15 protein-coding genes and 1 pseudogene are annotated in these 16,921 nt (G+C 42.6%); 9 read left to right on the forward strand and 7 right to left on the reverse strand.

The annotated features are described in order from the left end of the window. The first annotated feature begins 71 nt into the window (after positions 1–71). Positions 72–2,678, forward strand: a complete 2,607-nt coding sequence (pepN, locus tag H4I94_RS02970) for an aminopeptidase N (RefSeq protein ID WP_261181427.1) — start codon at positions 72–74, stop codon at positions 2,676–2,678. 298 nt (positions 2,679–2,976) lie between these two features. Beyond that, positions 2,977–3,192: a hypothetical protein gene (locus H4I94_RS02975; RefSeq protein WP_131274562.1), complete on the forward strand. Its 216-nt coding sequence runs from the start codon at positions 2,977–2,979 to the stop codon at positions 3,190–3,192. A 161-nt stretch (positions 3,193–3,353) separates the two neighbouring features. Here H4I94_RS02975 and H4I94_RS02980 read toward each other — a convergent pair whose 3' ends face one another. Both H4I94_RS02980 and H4I94_RS02985 read right to left on the reverse strand, forming a co-directional pair. Continuing rightward, entirely contained in the window at positions 3,354–3,797 is a 444-nt protein-coding gene (locus H4I94_RS02980) for a universal stress protein (RefSeq protein WP_092818330.1), read from the reverse strand. Between the two features lie 127 nt (positions 3,798–3,924). Continuing rightward, positions 3,925–4,368, reverse strand: a complete 444-nt coding sequence (locus tag H4I94_RS02985) for a universal stress protein (RefSeq protein ID WP_092818329.1) — start codon at positions 4,366–4,368, stop codon at positions 3,925–3,927. 267 nt (positions 4,369–4,635) lie between these two features. Between H4I94_RS02985 and H4I94_RS02990 the strand changes: the two are divergent. Both H4I94_RS02990 and H4I94_RS02995 read left to right on the forward strand, forming a co-directional pair. Further along, positions 4,636–5,649 (forward strand): annotated as a pseudogene (locus H4I94_RS02990) (alpha/beta hydrolase). Between the two features lie 104 nt (positions 5,650–5,753). Next, positions 5,754–6,071 carry a DMT family transporter gene (locus H4I94_RS02995; protein WP_261181986.1) on the forward strand — a complete coding sequence of 106 codons (318 nt, stop codon included), beginning with the start codon at positions 5,754–5,756 and terminating at the stop codon, positions 6,069–6,071. On the opposite strand, the gene H4I94_RS03000 is transcribed toward H4I94_RS02995, so the two are convergent. The 4 genes from H4I94_RS03000 to H4I94_RS03015 all read right to left on the reverse strand — a co-directional run bounded on the left by H4I94_RS03000 (position 6,015) and on the right by H4I94_RS03015 (position 10,025). Next, positions 6,015–7,190, reverse strand: coding sequence for a benzoate/H(+) symporter BenE family transporter (locus tag H4I94_RS03000; RefSeq protein ID WP_261181428.1), 1,176 nt, complete (start codon positions 7,188–7,190; stop codon positions 6,015–6,017). The two genes, H4I94_RS02995 and H4I94_RS03000, sit on opposite strands and share 57 nt — an antisense overlap. A gap of 135 nt (positions 7,191–7,325) precedes the next feature. After that, on the reverse strand, positions 7,326–7,976 hold the full coding sequence (leuE, locus tag H4I94_RS03005) for a leucine efflux protein LeuE (protein WP_092818326.1): 651 nt from the start codon (positions 7,974–7,976) through the stop codon (positions 7,326–7,328). A gap of 80 nt (positions 7,977–8,056) precedes the next feature. Beyond that, positions 8,057–9,046, reverse strand: coding sequence for a transaldolase (tal, locus tag H4I94_RS03010; RefSeq protein ID WP_131274558.1), 990 nt, complete (start codon positions 9,044–9,046; stop codon positions 8,057–8,059). 88 nt (positions 9,047–9,134) lie between these two features. Then, positions 9,135–10,025, reverse strand: coding sequence for a LysR family transcriptional regulator (locus H4I94_RS03015; RefSeq protein ID WP_261181429.1), 891 nt, complete (start codon positions 10,023–10,025; stop codon positions 9,135–9,137). A gap of 84 nt (positions 10,026–10,109) precedes the next feature. Here H4I94_RS03015 and aceI point away from each other — a divergent pair, with 84 nt between their 5' ends. Beyond that, positions 10,110–10,538, forward strand: a complete 429-nt coding sequence (aceI, locus tag H4I94_RS03020) for a chlorhexidine efflux PACE transporter AceI (protein ID WP_261181430.1) — start codon at positions 10,110–10,112, stop codon at positions 10,536–10,538. A gap of 216 nt (positions 10,539–10,754) precedes the next feature. After that, entirely contained in the window at positions 10,755–11,282 is a 528-nt protein-coding gene (locus tag H4I94_RS03025; RefSeq protein ID WP_261181431.1) for a hypothetical protein, read from the forward strand. A gap of 91 nt (positions 11,283–11,373) precedes the next feature. Here H4I94_RS03025 and H4I94_RS03030 read toward each other — a convergent pair whose 3' ends face one another. Next, on the reverse strand, positions 11,374–12,891 hold the full coding sequence (locus H4I94_RS03030) for an acetyl-CoA C-acetyltransferase (RefSeq protein ID WP_261181432.1): 1,518 nt from the start codon (positions 12,889–12,891) through the stop codon (positions 11,374–11,376). A 240-nt stretch (positions 12,892–13,131) separates the two neighbouring features. On the opposite strand from H4I94_RS03030, the gene H4I94_RS03035 reads away from it, so the two are divergent. From H4I94_RS03035 to H4I94_RS03045, 3 genes are all read left to right on the forward strand, one after another. Continuing rightward, on the forward strand, positions 13,132–14,523 hold the full coding sequence (locus tag H4I94_RS03035) for a 3-oxoacyl-ACP reductase (RefSeq protein ID WP_131274553.1): 1,392 nt from the start codon (positions 13,132–13,134) through the stop codon (positions 14,521–14,523). A gap of 140 nt (positions 14,524–14,663) precedes the next feature. Further along, positions 14,664–15,518: a MaoC/PaaZ C-terminal domain-containing protein gene (locus H4I94_RS03040; protein WP_092818319.1), complete on the forward strand. Its 855-nt coding sequence runs from the start codon at positions 14,664–14,666 to the stop codon at positions 15,516–15,518. Positions 15,519–15,604: 86 nt separating this feature from the next. Further along, positions 15,605–16,870: a serine hydrolase domain-containing protein gene (locus H4I94_RS03045; RefSeq protein WP_261181433.1), complete on the forward strand. Its 1,266-nt coding sequence runs from the start codon at positions 15,605–15,607 to the stop codon at positions 16,868–16,870. The last annotated feature ends 51 nt before the right edge of the window (positions 16,871–16,921 follow it).

Here is a 16,921-nt window from a genome sequence, read left to right on the forward strand (position 1 = left end):
AGTTGTCGTATGATCGAAGCATTTCACAACAACAAAGTCTTGGCTTAAGAACGACAGGATTAGGACATTATATGAATATCGCGGCAAACCCGGTGGTTGAAGCAGACCAAACAGTTTATTTAAAAGACTATCAAAAACCTTCTTTTTTGGTGGATTCAATCAATCTGGATATTCAGGTATATAGCGATCATACCCAGGTCAATGCAAACCTGGTGATGAAACGCCAGACTGCCGGAGATTTGGTGCTGCTGGGCCGTGATCTGGAATTAAAATCCATTAGCTTAAACGGCAAGCTGCTGACTGCATCGGATTACAGCCTCGATTCAGAACAACTGGTGATTGCCAATGCACCAGATCAAGTCATTCTGGAAACGGAAGTGGTTATTCACCCGGAAAGCAATACCCAGCTGGAAGGTCTGTATCAGGCAGGTGATGACTTGTTTGTAACGCAAAACGAGCCTGAAGGTTTCCGTAAAATTACCTTCTATCCAGACCGTCCGGATGTGCTGTCTGTATTTACCACACGTGTCGAAGCCGATAAAAAATTTCCGGTACTGTTAGCCAACGGTAACCTGATGGAAGCGGGCGAGGCTGGTGAAGGCCGTCACTATACCATCTGGCAGGATCCGACCAAAAAACCAAGCTATCTGTTTGCCTGCGTGATTGGTGATTTGGCGGTACTGAAAGATTCCTATGTGACCTCTGAAGGCCGCAATGTTTCGCTGGAAATTTATGCCGAAGAAAAAGACATTCCAAAATGTCACATTGCCATGGAAGCACTGAAACATTCCATGCAATGGGATGAGGAACATTATGGTCGTCCCTATGACCTGGACAATTACATGATTGTGGCAACCAGTGCATTTAACATGGGTGCCATGGAAAATAAAGGTCTGAATATCTTCAATACTTCATGCGTGCTTGCCGATGAGGAATACACGACTGATGCAGCAATTATGCGGGTACAGTCGGTGATTGCGCATGAATATTTCCACAACTGGACCGGTAACCGGATTACTTGCCGTGACTGGTTCCAGCTATGCCTGAAAGAAGGTTTAACCGTATTCCGTGACCAGTCTTTCTCGGAAGATTTACAGTCCGCGGCAGTACAACGTATTGATGACGTTGCTGTACTCAAAGCCCACCAGTTCCCTGAAGATTCCGGTCCGTTATCGCATCCGCCACGTCCAGATCACTTTGTAGAAATTAACAACTTCTATACCGCAACTGTGTACGAAAAAGGTGCGGAAATTAACCGCATGATGTCGACGCTACTTGGCAAGGAAAAATTCCGTCAAGGCACAGACGAATACTTCCGCCGTCATGACGGCCAGGCGGTAACGGTTGAAGACTGGGTGTCTGCATTGACAGTCGGTTCAGGTGTCGATTTATCTGCATTCCTGATCTGGTATAACCAGCCGGGTACACCAAAACTGCAAGCCACAGGCGAGTACGATGCTGCAACTCAAACCTATCGCTTAAGCTTTAAACAAAGTTTAAAAGCGAATGCAAAATATCCAAACCTGAAAGCAGTTCCTATTCCGGTCGCATTAGCACTGTTTAATGCGGAAACAGGTGAGCAATATACACTGCAATCTGAAGCATTGTTTGAAAATGGCGTAAAAGATGGCGTGTATTTATTTGATCAAAATGAGGCAACTATTGAATTTAGCGGCCTAACGGCAAAACCCGTGGTTTCATTGCTGCGTAATTTCTCGGCACCGGTCAATCTTGAATTCAACTATTCAGACGAAGAACTGGCTTTCTTGATGCAATATGAAACCAATGGTTTCAACCAGTGGCAGGCCACTCAAACCCTGCTGGAACGTATTTTGCTGGAAGGTCATGATGCTGGCATTTATATTCAGGCCATGAAAAATACTTTGCCTGAAGTCATTGAAAAAGATCCATTATTGGCTTCACGTTTGCTTGATGTACCGACCGAAGGCTATTTGGGTAGCCGTATTGATGCCGATTATCAACCTGCCAAAATTCAGGAACAGCGTAATGCTTTGCTGGACACATTGGCACGTGAATTGGGTGCATTCTGCAAAGAGACTTATCTGGACCTAGACCCAGATAATCAACGTGAATTCTCTCAGGCAATGGGTGTACGTGCACTCAGAAATATCATGCTGGGTATGATGGCGCGTCAGGGCGATGCCTATGCCTTTGACCTCGCTTATGAGCAGTATCATACTGGTAACATGTCGGAACGTTTGGGCGCGCTTAAAGTTCTGGTCTGGAATGATGCACCACAAGCCGAGGAAGTCTTGGCAGACTTCTACAGTCGCTTTGAAGATGAAGCCTTGTCGCTAGATCAATGGTTTATGGTTCAGGCAGCGCATCCAAAAGCCAATGCAGAAACCATCAAATACCTGACTTCACATCCTGACTACGATTTGGGCAATCCTAACCGTATTCGTTCGGTCAGTGGCGGCTTAAATGCCAATCCGGTCAATACCTGGAGTTTTGGTGTTCAGCACTACATTGATTTGGCCAAATATCTGGATGAGAAAAACCCAATTGTCGGTTCACGTTTATTACAAGTGCTTTCTCGCTGGTATACCTTGGCTGAACCACAGCGCAGTGAAGTCAAAACAGCACTTGAGGCCTTAAAACCACAAGTGAAATCGAAAAACGTTTCTGAAACTTTAAACAGTATGTTGAGTATCTAACCGAGCATTGATTGAATCATGAAAAGCCTTTTCTTGGTGCAAACTGGGAAAAGGCTTTTTTGTTGATATTTCAAACATTTTAAGGGCTGAAAATACTGCTTATGTTTAGATTGACTTAATTCAATCCTGTCAGAGTAAGACATAATTCATATTGTATAATTATTTTAAAAGTGTCGAATAAATCACTGTTATGGCTTAAAATAGCTAGGTCAAAGCTCATCTTCAGGTGAGCTTTTATCATTTAACAGACTGTGATTGCATTAGCCTGTCATTTTACTAAATAGACTGGAGATTGGTTTTGTTAGTTAAAATTGAAGATGGTTTTTACCTAAATTCTCAGCATATCATTGCAATTCGGGTTTCAAAAAATGCGGCTGACGGAAACTTTGTGGTGCTGATTGAATATACACCGAACAATATTCAGGCAATGGGGAGTTATCAAAAAAACTTTACCAGCAAACTTGAAGCAGAAATTTATCTGCAAAACTTGCATCAGCATATTTCCAAAACATAAATTTTGTTGTGGCTATATTTAATGTTGATTCAAGATCGCTTCTTTGGCAAATATGACCCAGACCGTTCACTAGCTTGAGATCAAGTACATGGAGGTCAGCAGAAGCCAATGATAGACATGCCTATATAAAAAGTCCCTGATTACAGGGACTTTTTTATGGTTCAGACTTTCATAATCAGTACGGGAATTGGAGACTGGGTCAAGACTTCTTGAGCCACACTTCCCAGCACTAATTTTTTAAATCCGGTACGACCATGTGAGCCCATAATAATCAAATCGGCACCCACTTCATCGGCAACCTGCATAATACCTTCAGCAGGTGATACACCGCGAACGATTTTGGTATCGACTGTAATGCCATCGCGAATGAAAGATTGCTTGATTTCTGCCAGGTTTAACTGTGCATTTTTTTCAGCTTCGATAAAGTAATCGGTAATTGCCGGTGCGACCTTATAAAAATCAACACCAACAAAAGGATCAACAGCAATCACGCTGGTAATGGTGACCTGGCAATTTAAAGGCTTGGCTAAAGCCAGTGCCTGTTCAACAGCTGCATAAGAAATAGGGGATTCATCTACTGGAACCAAAATATGTTTATAAGTCATGAAATTTCCTTATGAATGTAGCTGAATAGATAAAAGTACGAATGATATAGCCAGTTTGGATAATCATGTCATGAAAACAGGAAACCAAAATGAGCCCTGGATTTTTAAGGGCTCATTTTTTTTAAACTTATTCTTTTACCACTAAAACAGGAAGCTTGGTGGTTTTTAAAACATCCTGAGCAAAGCTGCCCATGAGGAATTTTTGAAAACCTTTACGCCCATGAGAACCCATCACAATCAGGTCGGTTTTCAATTTTTCAGCCGTTTCAAGAATGCCTTCTTCCGAGATGTTGCCTTTAATGATTTGAGGGGTTGCAATCACTCCATACTCAGCGGCAATCGCTTTGGCTTTTTCCAATGCTTTTTCGGCATTGGCATAAGCCTGAACAAAATATTCTTTCATGATAGGAGATGGATAATAGAAATCTGCTTCAGAAAATGGGTCTTCAGTAACCAGGCTGATCAGTGTTAATTGACTGGAAAACGCTTTGGCAATTTGAGCTGCATTTTTAACCGCAGAGAAAGAAATCTCAGAACCATCAACAGGAACTAAAATATTTTGATAAGACATAAGAATGATTCCTTAGAGTTTATTATGTAGCTATTATTTATAGATAGCATATTGTGTCGGATTGATCAATTTACTCTGTGAAAAATGTTTTAAAATTCATTAAATTATATAAAAATCATAAATATAAGTGTGTTCTGCTTTGCATTTAAAACCGACTCAAAAACTCGATATTAAAACCAGTATTTTCAAATGTTTAAACAATCTTTAAAATGCTTGAAAATATAATGATTCCTTTTAGATTCTGAGGGGAAGTTGATAGGGCAAACTGTGTATTCCAAATCCTTTAGTCTAAGTTTATGTTTCATTGCTGCACTCTCCAGTAGTGCTTGCCAGAATATACAAAGCAATAGCAAGGTCATTGCCAGTGTGTTTAATGCATCGACCAATGTGCAAAAAAAGTTTATTGACCGGCATGCTCCTGAAGTGTTGGTGCAAACCAACATTGCCTATCTGCAAAATCCGGCACTGCATCTGGATATTTACCAACCGCATGATATTGCAGCGTTGGGAATTCGGCCTACAGTGGTGTGGATTCATGGCGGTGGCTGAATTTCAGGCTCTAAAGAACATGCTCGAGGCTACTTTAAACGATTGGCTGACCAAGGTTATAACGTGGTTTCAGTCGAATACCAATTTGCGCCGCAAATGATTTATCCTGAGCAGCTCTTGCAAATTAATCAGGCATTAAAATTTATTAGCGAGCATGCCAAGATTTACCATATTGATGCCCGGCGCATGTATTTGGCGGGCGATTCGGCAGGCGCCAATTTAGCCAGCCATTATGCCGCTTTAATCAGTAATCCAGATTTTTCCCGGCAGTCTGCCATGACACCGTTTATTCAACGGGAGCAAATTAAAGGCTTGATCCTGCATTGTGGTATTTATGATCTGAATGCCTTCATTAATACTGCTCCGGATAAAGTGAAACTCATCGAATGGGGCATCGTTAATCTGGTCCAGGCTTATACGGGCAATAAAAAGGATGATGCGGATTTTTTAAAAAGTATTTCTCCCATTCAATATTTAACCGTGAATTATCCTCCGGTATTCATTAGTGGAGGAAATAAAGACTTTTTGACCCAGACCCAGTCGGTACCTTTTGTAAATGCTTTGCTTCGCCAGAAAATACCGGTAACCGAGGTTTTTTATCCGGAATCTAAAGAGTTTCTAGTGCATGAGTATCAGTTTATGATGGGTAAAAAGGCCAGTCAGCAGACCTTTCAGCAAACAATCCAGTTTATACAAAAATATAGTGCTTCTGCTTTATTGTCTAATTTCTAGATCATTCAATATTTCAAAGACTGGAAAAGACTTAATCTAGGTAAGATAGCCTTATAAAGACAGATTGAGGAAGAGATGAGATGAATGCTATTTTATAGGCTTATATCTTATTGGGTTTGGCTATTCCTTCAGAAGTAACCGGTGCAACTTTTCTGGTCCAGCCCGAAGGCTTTGGCAAACTGGGACCGGATTTGCTGGTATTTGTGTTTGATGTCATTTCATTCTATTTATTATTGCAAGTACTTAAAACCATTCCTTTAGGAATTGCCTATGCCATCAGGCATAGCTTAAGCAGAAATATTAAAAAAATCACTATCCTGCATAACCCTGTGCTGGATTATGAATTGTCCAGTAGCGGGTTATTTTCAGGATTTTGCGACTTTAAACTTGAATATGATAGATACGGCAATACCAAAAATTAACCCCCAGAATGCTGAACCTATGCCAAAGAACTGGATTCCAGAAGCGCTGAATAAAAAAGTTAATAATGCAGCTTCGCGTTCAGCAGGCTGATGAAAAGCAAGCGCAATGTTGTGTCCAATGGTCCCGAATAAAGCAATACCTGCTAGTGCGGTGATAAACACGCCAGGGAATGACATTAAAAGACTGGTCAGCGTTGCCGCAAACAAACCCATCAGAATATAAAAAAAGCCGCAGCTTATTCCGGCAATGTAGCGCTTTTTCTTGTCGGGGTGTGCCTGATCATCCAGGCTGATTGCAGCACTGATTGCGGCAATATTTACGGAAAAGCATCCGAACGGTGCCAAAACACTTTGCGCCGTACCTGTCCAGCCAATCAGCTGGTTGATATTTGGCTCATAGCCATAACTCTTGATCATGGCAAGACCCGGTAAATATTGGGATGCCATATTAATGACGAATAAAGGCAGGGCTAAACCCAAAGTGGCTGACCAGCTAAATTCAGGCGTTGTCCATACCGGCTGGGCTAAACTAAATTGAATGTTTGCTGGATGGAACTGCATGAATATGGGGCACAGCAGCAGTCCGGCAATCACCGTAATGACGATGCTGTAACGCGGTGACAGGCGTTTAGACAGAATATAGACGGTTAATAATGAAAGGATGAATCCCCAATCATTTTGCATGCTGGCAAAAAGTGCAATGCCGAATTTGAGCAGCACGCCCGCTAACATGGCACTGGTTAAGCTCTGGGGAATATAGGATAAAACGCGCTGAAAAATACCAGAAAAACCTAATATGGCACTGAGCAAACCGCAAACCAGAAATGCGCCGATGGCTTCCTGCAAGCTATAACCACTGCCGGTGGCTAAAATAAGCGCCAGTCCAGCAGTAGACCATGAGGTGGCAACCGGATATTTAAATTTCCAGGAGAGAATCAAACCTGACAGCCCAATTCCTAAGCCCAATGCCCAGAACCAAGATGTGATTTGTTCAGTAGATGCGCCCAGTAATTGGGCCGATTGAATCACCAATACCGATGAAACACTGATCCCAACCAGAAAAGTAATAAAACCTGCAAATACCGCAGGGACGGAAAAGTCTTCTAGAAATTTTTGCATAAATCCTTTGCTGTGATCATCTTATAATGATGAAAAGTGTACTAATCATACGCCTTTCATTTTTAGCCGAAAAGCCATCATCGCCATAATTTATATGCTGTTGATAAGTTTAATTTGCTTTGATGCGCCTAAAAATTACAAGGTTGAGGTGGCAAGCTTAATACCAAAACCACAAAATAACAGCCCCACAGCTGCTACACATGAGGCTGTCACTTTATAACGGGAAGTAAAATAAGACGCCAGTTTTACACCAGAAAAAATCAGAATGGTTAAATAGCTCATGCTAATGATCTGCAAGATCACTGCAAGTGCAGTAAAGGTAACTGCCGGATAAGCATAAGCCGGATCGACAAACTGCACAAAAAAAGACAAATAAAAGAGAATGGCTTTGGGGTTTAAAATACTGATGGTCAGCGCAGTTTTAAAGGGTTGTAGCTGTTCAATATTTTCTTTTACTGTTGCTATCTGGGCATTTGAAGGCAGTGCATTCCAGCTGTGATAGGCAGCAATCAGTAATTTTATGCCTAAATAACTTAAATAAATTGCACCGATAATCTTCAGTAAGGTAAATACCCAGGGGAAAGCATGTAGTAATGAGGCTGCACCCAATGCCGTCAGTAGAATTAAAATCAGGTCGCCGGTATAGACACCGAAAGCACTTTTATAGCCGGCTTTTATTCCGAAACGCGAAGCGATGGACATCACATACAGTGAATTTGGGCCGGGTAACAATACAATTAGGGTGGTGCCAATAATATAGGTGCTAAGATCGGTTATGCCGAACAAAATAAACTCTCAAATCATAAAAAAAGCCGACCTGTTCACTATAACAAAATCGGCTTTTTTTAGGGGAAGATATGAGTCAATTAAGCTTTAATTTCAGCATCCAGGCCAAAAGACTGGCGCAATAAAGTACTTAACTGCTCACGTGCCTTAATAAATCCGTCAATGCCGCTTTGTAAGAGTTGTGAAGACATTAAGTCTTTTTCAATTTGGGCTTTAAAGCTTTCTTTACTTAAAGGCTCAACCTGATGCTGGCAATGCGCCTGAGCATGATCGCTGGAAAGCTGGGCCACCACTTCACGCTGGTCCTGTTCCAGTTCTGCCAAAAGGTTTGGAGAAACGGTAAGCAGGTCACAACCCGCCAATCCCAGTACCTGATCGATACTGCGGAAACTTGCACCCATCACTTCTGTTTTAATGCAATGCTGTTTATAGAAATGATAAATCTGTTTGACTGAAAGTACACCCGGGTCTTTCTCAATCGGATAATGATCGACATTTTCTGCTTTTTTGTACCAGTCCAGAATACGGCCAACAAAAGGGGAAATAAGGGTGACGTTGGCATCCGCACAGGCTTGGGCCTGATGCAAGCCGAATAACAGTGTCAAGTTGCAATGAATCCCTTCAGCCTCGAGGGCTTTTGCTGCCTGAATGCCTTCCCAGGTAGAAGCAATTTTAATCAGGATACGGTTCTGATCGATACCGTAGGTTTTATATAATTCCAGCAGCTCTTTGGCTTTGGCAATGGTGGCTTCAGTATCGTAAGACAGGGCTGCATCCACTTCAGTAGAAACACGTCCTTGAATCAGTTTTAGAATTTCCACACCAAACTTGACCGTCAGGATATCGATGGTACGCTCGACCAGAAGATCGCCGTTATAACCTTCAGATTTCGCCTGTTCATAGGCAGCTTCAATCAGTTCCTTATTTTCGGGCTGATTTGCCGCAGCTGTAATCAGCGAAGGATTGGTGGTTGCATCAAGCGGGCGAAATTTTTCGATCGCGGAAAAATCGCTACTGTCGGCAACAATGGTGGTGAGGTTTTTTAATTGATCTAAAGCTGATTGAGTCATTGTCGTGTGGTTCTTAAAGTTATTTCCCGTTTATTTGTTATATCACAATCTACTGTTATCCAAAGTAAAAAGCGCGTATAAGGCCTGTCTATTTTATGTTTTTTCTTGAATTTCGGATGTGATTAATCAAAAAATGAGCAGCTGCGCCGAGCTGGCTTTCGCGACTCCAGACCAGGTCGACAAAATATTCAAATTTCGGAGTGAAATCCAGAAAATTAAGAATTTTAAGTTGCTGTTGAATATGTGGATTTTGATTTAACATTTCTAAAGGTAAAACACCCCATCCCAGACCTTGCTGAATCATGGCACAAGCAGATAAATGGTTATCTGTACGCCAGTAGCTTTTTGAAAATAACAGTTCCGGTTTGATGCTGCGGTCGCGACTTGCCACCACAATTTGCCGGCTTTGCAAAATTTGCTCATAGCTCAGCTGTTCAAATCTGGCTAATGGAGAGTTGATCGCTGCAACAGGCACCAAGGCCTCACGTTTGAGTTCGACAAACTGTTCACGCGCTTCCAGCTGTTCACGTTCAAACATGAGTGCCAATTGCGCAGTCTGGTTGAGCAGCATTTTTAATGCATCTTCCTGTGGCGCGGAAAAAATGTTGATTTGCAGTTCAGGAAACTGTTTTTCCAGCAGTGAAATATAGTCAATCCATTGTGTATGCAGCAGTTCAGAAACCACCACAATATTTAAGGCAGATTCCAGACCTTGACTCAGGGCAAAAGCCTGCTGTTTCCACTGGTTAATTTCAATCAAGAGTTGTTCGGTTTTTTCATATAAGGTCAGGGCTTGGGGTGTGGGAACTGGCTCACGACCAATACGTGTAAAAAGCGATAAATTGAGGTCAATTTCCAGATTGGCAATCGACATGCTGACCGCCGAAGGAACTTTGCCGAGCTTTCTGGCCGCGGCAGAAAATGAGCCGCTTTCAATCACGGTCTTAAAAATGATCAGCTGTTCCTGATTAATATTCATTTATCAAAACTTTTGAAAGAATCTAATTCGATTGATCAATATTATCAAAATAAAATGCTTTCATCTAAATGAACGAGTTTTAAAATGTTGATGTCCAAAAGAAGGATAATCCATGCATTGAGTTATGAAATAATCCTGCTGGTGATCATTGCGATTGCGTTGAGCTTTATTTTTGATATGCCTATGGAAGTGACCGGTACGCTAGGCATTGCAATGGCCGTGACTTCAGTGATTTGGAATATGGTTTTTAATCATTTTTTTGAAAAGTTTGAAGCCAAACGTCAACTGAAAAGAACAGTTGGGGTGCGTATTCTACATGCCATTGGTTTTGAAGGTGGCTTGATGCTGGCGACCATTCCCATGGTAGCTTATGCCTTGGAGATGTCAATTTGGCAAGCGATTTTGACGGATTTCAGCATGACCTTGTGTATTTTGATATACACCTTTATTTTCCAATGGTGTTATGACGCTATAGAAAATCATTTAGAGATAAATCGTACCTATCAAGCATGAGTTAAAAATCAATTAATATTTTGATTTCTTTTTTAAGAAAAGATTTTTATCTTTCAACGTACATTCCTTAACCTAAAACTGACAGTTTACTGCAATTACGATGGCTTGATCTCCTTTATATTAAAATCTGCACTGCTTAAATATGTGAAAAGTGCATAATTTTTACCCGCTGTTTTAAACCTGATTTTAAAAGCATGATAAAAGGATAAGACCAATATGAATGATAATTTTGATCGTGACGTTGTAAAAAACCTTCCTAAAGATGCTCGAGATGATTTAAATGCAGATCCAATTACAGGTGAACCTGGCGCACATCCGGTTGGAACAGGTGTAGGTGCAGTAGGTGGTGCAACAGCAGGGGCAGCGGTTGGAGCAATCGGTGGTCCAGTTGGAGCCTTGGTGGGGGGTGCGGTAGGTGCTGTAGTCGGTGGTTTGGCAGGTAAAGGTGCTGCTGAAGCAGTAAATCCGACAGAAGAAGAAGCCTATTGGCGAGAAACCGCACCTAGCACACCGTATTATACAGAAACACTTACCACCTATTCAGACCTTGACTATGAGCGCGATTATGAAAATGCCTATAGAATTGGTTATGAAAACCGTCCTCACTATGACGCAAGCACACGTTTTGAAGATGTGGAAAGTGAGCTAAAAATTAAATGGGATCATGACAAAGGATTGTCGCGTTTAACCTGGAGTGAGGCGAGAATTGCAGTTAAAGAAGCTTGGGATCGTGCTACGCGATAAAATTTAAAGTTTCATCAATCAAAAAAATTAAAGAACCCTCAGAAGTTAAACTTTCTGAGGGTTCTTTGTCTACAAAGTGAAAGCAGCCAGATTATTTTTCAATAATCGCTGTTACACCTTGACCACCCGCAGCACAGATCGATACAAGCACACGGCCTGAACCTTTCTGGTTAAGCAGTTTGGCAGCAGTTGCAATGATACGGCCGCCAGTAGCTGCAAATGGGTGACCAGCTGCTAAAGACGAACCTTTAACGTTCAATTTACTACGGTCAATTGAACCCAGTGGAGCATCCAGGCCTAAACGCTCTTTACAGAATTTAGGATCTTCCCAGGCTTTCAAGGTAGAAAGAACTTGTGATGCGAATGCTTCGTGAATTTCATAGTAGTCGAAATCTTGAAGTTTAAGTCCAGCACGTTCAAGCATACGTGGAACTGCATAAGCAGGTGCCATCAACAAGCCTTCTTTTTTCTCTACAAAATCTACTGCTGCAGTTTCCTGGAAAGTCAGGTAAGCGAGAACTTCGTGACCATTGGCTTTAGCCCATTCTTCAGAAGCTAACAGTACACAAGATGCACCATCAGTCAGCGGAGTAGAGTTACCCGCAGTCATGGTACGTGCATCGCCTTTACCAAATGCCGGTTTAAGTTTTGCAAGTTTTTCTACAGATGAATCAGCACGTAAGTTGTTGTCACGTTCTAAACCGAGGAATGGCGTGATCAGGTCATCGAAGAAACCTTCTTCGTACGCAGCCGCCATTTTTTGATGTGACGATGCAGCCAGTTCATCTTGGGCTTCGCGTGAAATGCCCCATTCAAGTGTGGTAATCGCCTGATGGTCACCCATAGACAGACCGGTACGCGGCTCACCATTTTTAGGGGCATCCATCAAGTCTTTCAGATTGATTTTGGTTAACGCTTTTAAACGGTCTTTCGCAGTTTTTGCGATGTTAAGCTCCAGTAACGCTTTACGTAAACCATCACCGAAAGCGATTGGCGCATCAGAAGTCGTATCTACACCACCGGCAATACCCACTTCAATTTGACCCAGCGCAATTTTGTTGGCCACCAGGAAAGCAGCCTGTAAACCCGTACCACATGCTTGCTGAATATCGTAAGCGGGTGTTTCTGGAGCAAGTTCAGTATTTAACACGCACTCACGGGTCATGTTAAAGTCACGGCTGTGTTTTAAAACTGCGCCAGCAACAACTTCGCCTAAACGTTGGCCTTGTAAATTGAAACGCTCAACTAGGCCATTTAATGCTGCAGTAAACATGTCGCTGTTAGACGCAGTAAAGTAAGCACCGTTTGAACGGGCAAAAGGAATACGGTTACCACCGATAATAGCAACGCGGCGAACTGTGTTTTGGCTCATGGTTTTATCCTGTTGAACAGACGTTGGTGTTGGAGATTTATCTGTTTGGGTAGTTGATGCAGTAGTTTTACTACGTGGTGAAGTCGAACGAGTGCGGGTCGTTTTAGTCGTATTGTTTGCTGGCTTGGCTGTTGTGCCAGAAGTTTTATTTGTACGCGCAGTACTTTTTGATGGTTTTGACACGGTTTCCGTAGCAGAATTTTCGACTGCTGGATTTTCTTGAGTTGTTTTGCTCATCAGGCTTTTCCAAGCATTTTACAGTATTCTTGGGGTGTACATTACCACAATCTAAAAACAGCTGAATTGACTAAAATGACATTAGGCAAAGCATTCAGGTCAAGACATCCATGGTTTAACTCAAGTATGATTCTATGGAAACTGATGGATGTATTGAAATATAAGTGCCTGACATCATATTGAAGTTAAAAGGATATGTTCAAAACCATCAAAAATTAATTTGTAAGAGAGATAATAAACATGACTGATCAATACCAAATCTTTGCAAAATCTCCTATTGGTAAATTTGTCATCAAAAATTTAGGTTTGCCGTCCCCAACTCCTTTAGAGCGTTTCGAGTCAGCTTCACCTGTAGTAAAAGGTGCGGTGTTATTTGGTGCTGCATCATCCAGTACATTATCGGGTGCAATTGCACAAGTTCTGGCCAATATTCATGCCAATGGCTATGCGGGTAACAATTCAGAATTGCAACAGGCTGCAGCAAAAGCAGGTTTAAACCTGGGTGCATTTAATGAAGGTGACAAAGAGTCAAAATTTAAAGCGGTGATTTTTGATGCGTCCGGCATTCAAGACTCTGAACAACTGAAAGAACTTTATAACTTCTTTAACCCAATTGCGCGTCAAATTCAGGCTTCAGGCCGTGTTGTGGTAGTAGGTATTAGCCCTGAAACTGCAAAAACAGTAAAACAGGCCATTGCACAGCGTGCGCTTGAAGGTTTTGTAAAATCCGTAGGTAAAGAATTCAAGAAAGGGATTGCAGCACAACTGGTTTATGTCGATGAAGGTGCAGAAGCAAACCTTGAATCTACATTACGTTTCGCACTTTCTCCACGTTCTGCTTATGTGTCTGGTCAAGTCATTCGTGTTTCCAAGGCAGAGGTTGTCGATGTAGACTGGGCCAAACCACTGGCGGGTAAAACTGCTGTAGTCACCGGTGCCAGCCGTGGTATTGGTGAAGCGATTGCACATGTACTGTCACGTGATGGCGCACATGTCATTTGCCTGGACGTTCCACAACAGCAGGCAGATCTGGACCGTGTTGCCGGTGAAATTGGCGGTTCTACGCTTGCGATTGATATCACTGCTGCGGATGCGGGTGAAAAAATCAAGGCGGCTGCAGCGGCGCAGGGCGGTCTGGATATTATCGTGCACAACGCCGGAATTACCCGTGACAAAACTTTGGCCAATATGAAGCCCGAGCTTTGGGATCTGGTGATCAACATTAATCTGTCTGCAATAGAACGAGTAAATGATTACTTGCTGGAAAATGATGGCTTCAATGCGAATGGCCGCATTGTGTGTGTGTCTTCAATTTCAGGTATTGCAGGCAATTTGGGACAAACCAACTATGCGGCGTCTAAAGCAGGCGTGATTGGTGTAGTGAAATTCACGGCACCGATTTTGAAAAATGGCGTGACCATTAATGCGGTTGCACCGGGCTTCATTGAAACTCAAATGACCGCAGCGATTCCATTTGCAATTCGTGAAGCAGGCCGCCGTATGAATTCAATGAGTCAAGGTGGTTTACCTGTCGATGTTGCTGAAACGATTGCATTATTTGCATCTTCAGCGTCTACAGGTTTAAATGGCAACGTGGTTCGTGTGTGTGGTCAAAGCTTGCTAGGGGCTTAACACATTAAAGTCCTCTCCCTTGGGGAGAGGATTTAGGAGAGGGAGATAAGGGGATATATTATTAACCCTCTCTCTAGCTCTCTCCCAAAGGGAGAGAGAACTCCATTAAATAAATTAGAAAAACTTCTCAAAGGTTCTGTATGAATACTCGCCATTTTAGCCAACTTCCAAAACCTTATTTAGCCTATCCTAAAGTGATTCAAGGCTTGATTTTTAAAAAGCCTAAAGGTGAAAAAGTGCTGCCGCAAGTGGAATATGTGGTGGATTCATTCAAGGTTGATCAAAAGCATCTTAAAGCTTATAACGAAGTCTGTGGCTTCAAGAATAATGGTTATATTCCTGCCATTTATCTGGCGGTGCTATCGCAAAGCCTGCAAATGCATATGATGACGACGGAAGCTTTCCCGTTTGCAATTTTAGGTCTGGTACATATTCGCAACCAGATTAAACAAAGCCGCAAAGTGGGGACCAATGAGCCATTAACCTTGTCCTGCAAGTTTGGTGAGTTGCAACCGCATGACAAGGGCGTGCAATTTGATTTCATTACCACGGCGAAAGTGGGCAATGAAGTGGTAATGGAAGGGACAACTACCTATTTGGCCCGTCAAAAAACCAGTGTCAAGGCTGCGCCTAAACTGGTCGACAATAAAACGCCAGCCTATGAATTGAATGCAGAATGGAATGTCTCTGAAAATATCGGGCGTCGTTATGCTTTAACGTCTGGTGACTTTAACCTGATTCATATCCATGCCATCACGGCAAAAGCCTTCGGTTTTAAACAGGCGATTGCCCATGGGATGTGGAGCAAGGCGAAAGCATTGGCCAGCTTAACTTTGCCAGATGCTTATGACGCTGACGTGTGGTTTAAACTGCCGATGTATCTCCCTTCAAAAGTGGAGTTCTTGACTGCTCAGGAAGGAAAGGATACCGAGTTTGTCATCCGGAACAGTAAAAATAAAAAGCCACATGTTACGGGAAGTGTGAAAGAACTTTAAGACCAAAGCCTAAGTCACTGTAGATTTAGGCTTTTTTGTTTTAAGCTCGATAGAATGTCTTACTGGTCTATGGAAAGCACAGTTGAATGAAAGAAATCAAAGCATATCTCTTCGCCAATACAGCAAATTATCAAGGTCATGTCGATGAACGATTTATGGACCTTGCTACACAATTCAGCCGGATGCAGGATGCGCGGACGAATTTAGGTGGCGCTGCTCTGGTGGTTTATTTTCAGGGACGCAAGGTTGTTGATATCTGGACCGGGAAAAAGTCTGAAACCGAAAGCTGGCAAGCGGATACCTTGTCGCTCTGCTATTCCACCGGTAAAGGGGTTTTATCTACCTTGGCGCATATTTTGGTCAGTGAAGGTTTTCTTGACTATGACATTCCAGTAGCACGGTACTGGCCTGAATTTGCCCAACAGGGTAAAGATAAAATTAGCTTAAGGCATATGCTGAGTCACCAAAGCGGTTTATATGATATTCGCCATCTTGTTGCTGATGCTTCGGAAATGGCGGATTGGCCGCACATGCTGGACGTTATTGCCCAGGCGAAGCCACGCTTTGAAGTCGCGACAGATGCCGCATATCAGCCCTTAACTTTTGGCTGGCAAGTGGGCGGGGTATTGGAAAATGCTACAGGGAAGACATTGGCAGAACTGATGCAACACTATCTGATTGATCCATTGCAATTAGATGCTGCCTATTTTGGTGTACCGGAAGAGAAACTGGCTGACGTTGCCCGGATTGTGCCTCAGCAAAAAAATTCAACAGATAAACCGCAAAAGGCCAAGGCTAAAGTCAAACATCAACAGGCACGCAAAGCATCTCCCTTGGATAAACTGTTAGAACTTTCCGGTCAAAACCCTCAAGATTTTCAGGATGCCATGATTCCCAAAGGGATGAAAAATTTCAGCTTCTTTAGCGATGCAGGACTACAGGCCATTATTCCTGCGGCAACGGGTGTGTTTAGCGCCAACAGCCTGGCACGTATTTACGCAATGCTTGCCAATGCTGGGGAGTGGCAAGGGCAGCAGTTGATTCAGCCTGAAGTCTTTCAGCAATTAAGTCAAATACAATATACCCGGCGTGACCGGATCATGCCATTACCGATGCATTGGCGTTTGGGTTATCACCGGGTTTTAACCTTAGGAAAATCATCCTCAGGATTTGGTCATATGGGCTTTAATGGCTCTGGTGCGTGGTGCGATCCGGAGCGTGGTTTAAGTTTTGCCTATACCCATAATTTCCCTGTCGCCTCGATTACAGGAGATTACCGATTATGGGGCTTAACGCAGGAAGCATTGCGCTGTACAGATCGGATTTTATATGGTCGTAAAGGCTGGTTTTAATTTGCAACATTTTGCTTGGGAAAATAACGGGAAAATATGCTACTTTGCCAG

Origin of the sequence: Acinetobacter sp. T_3_1 (genome assembly GCF_025377055.1) — a bacterium.
GTDB classification, from domain to species: Bacteria; Pseudomonadota; Gammaproteobacteria; order Pseudomonadales; family Moraxellaceae; genus Acinetobacter; species Acinetobacter kookii.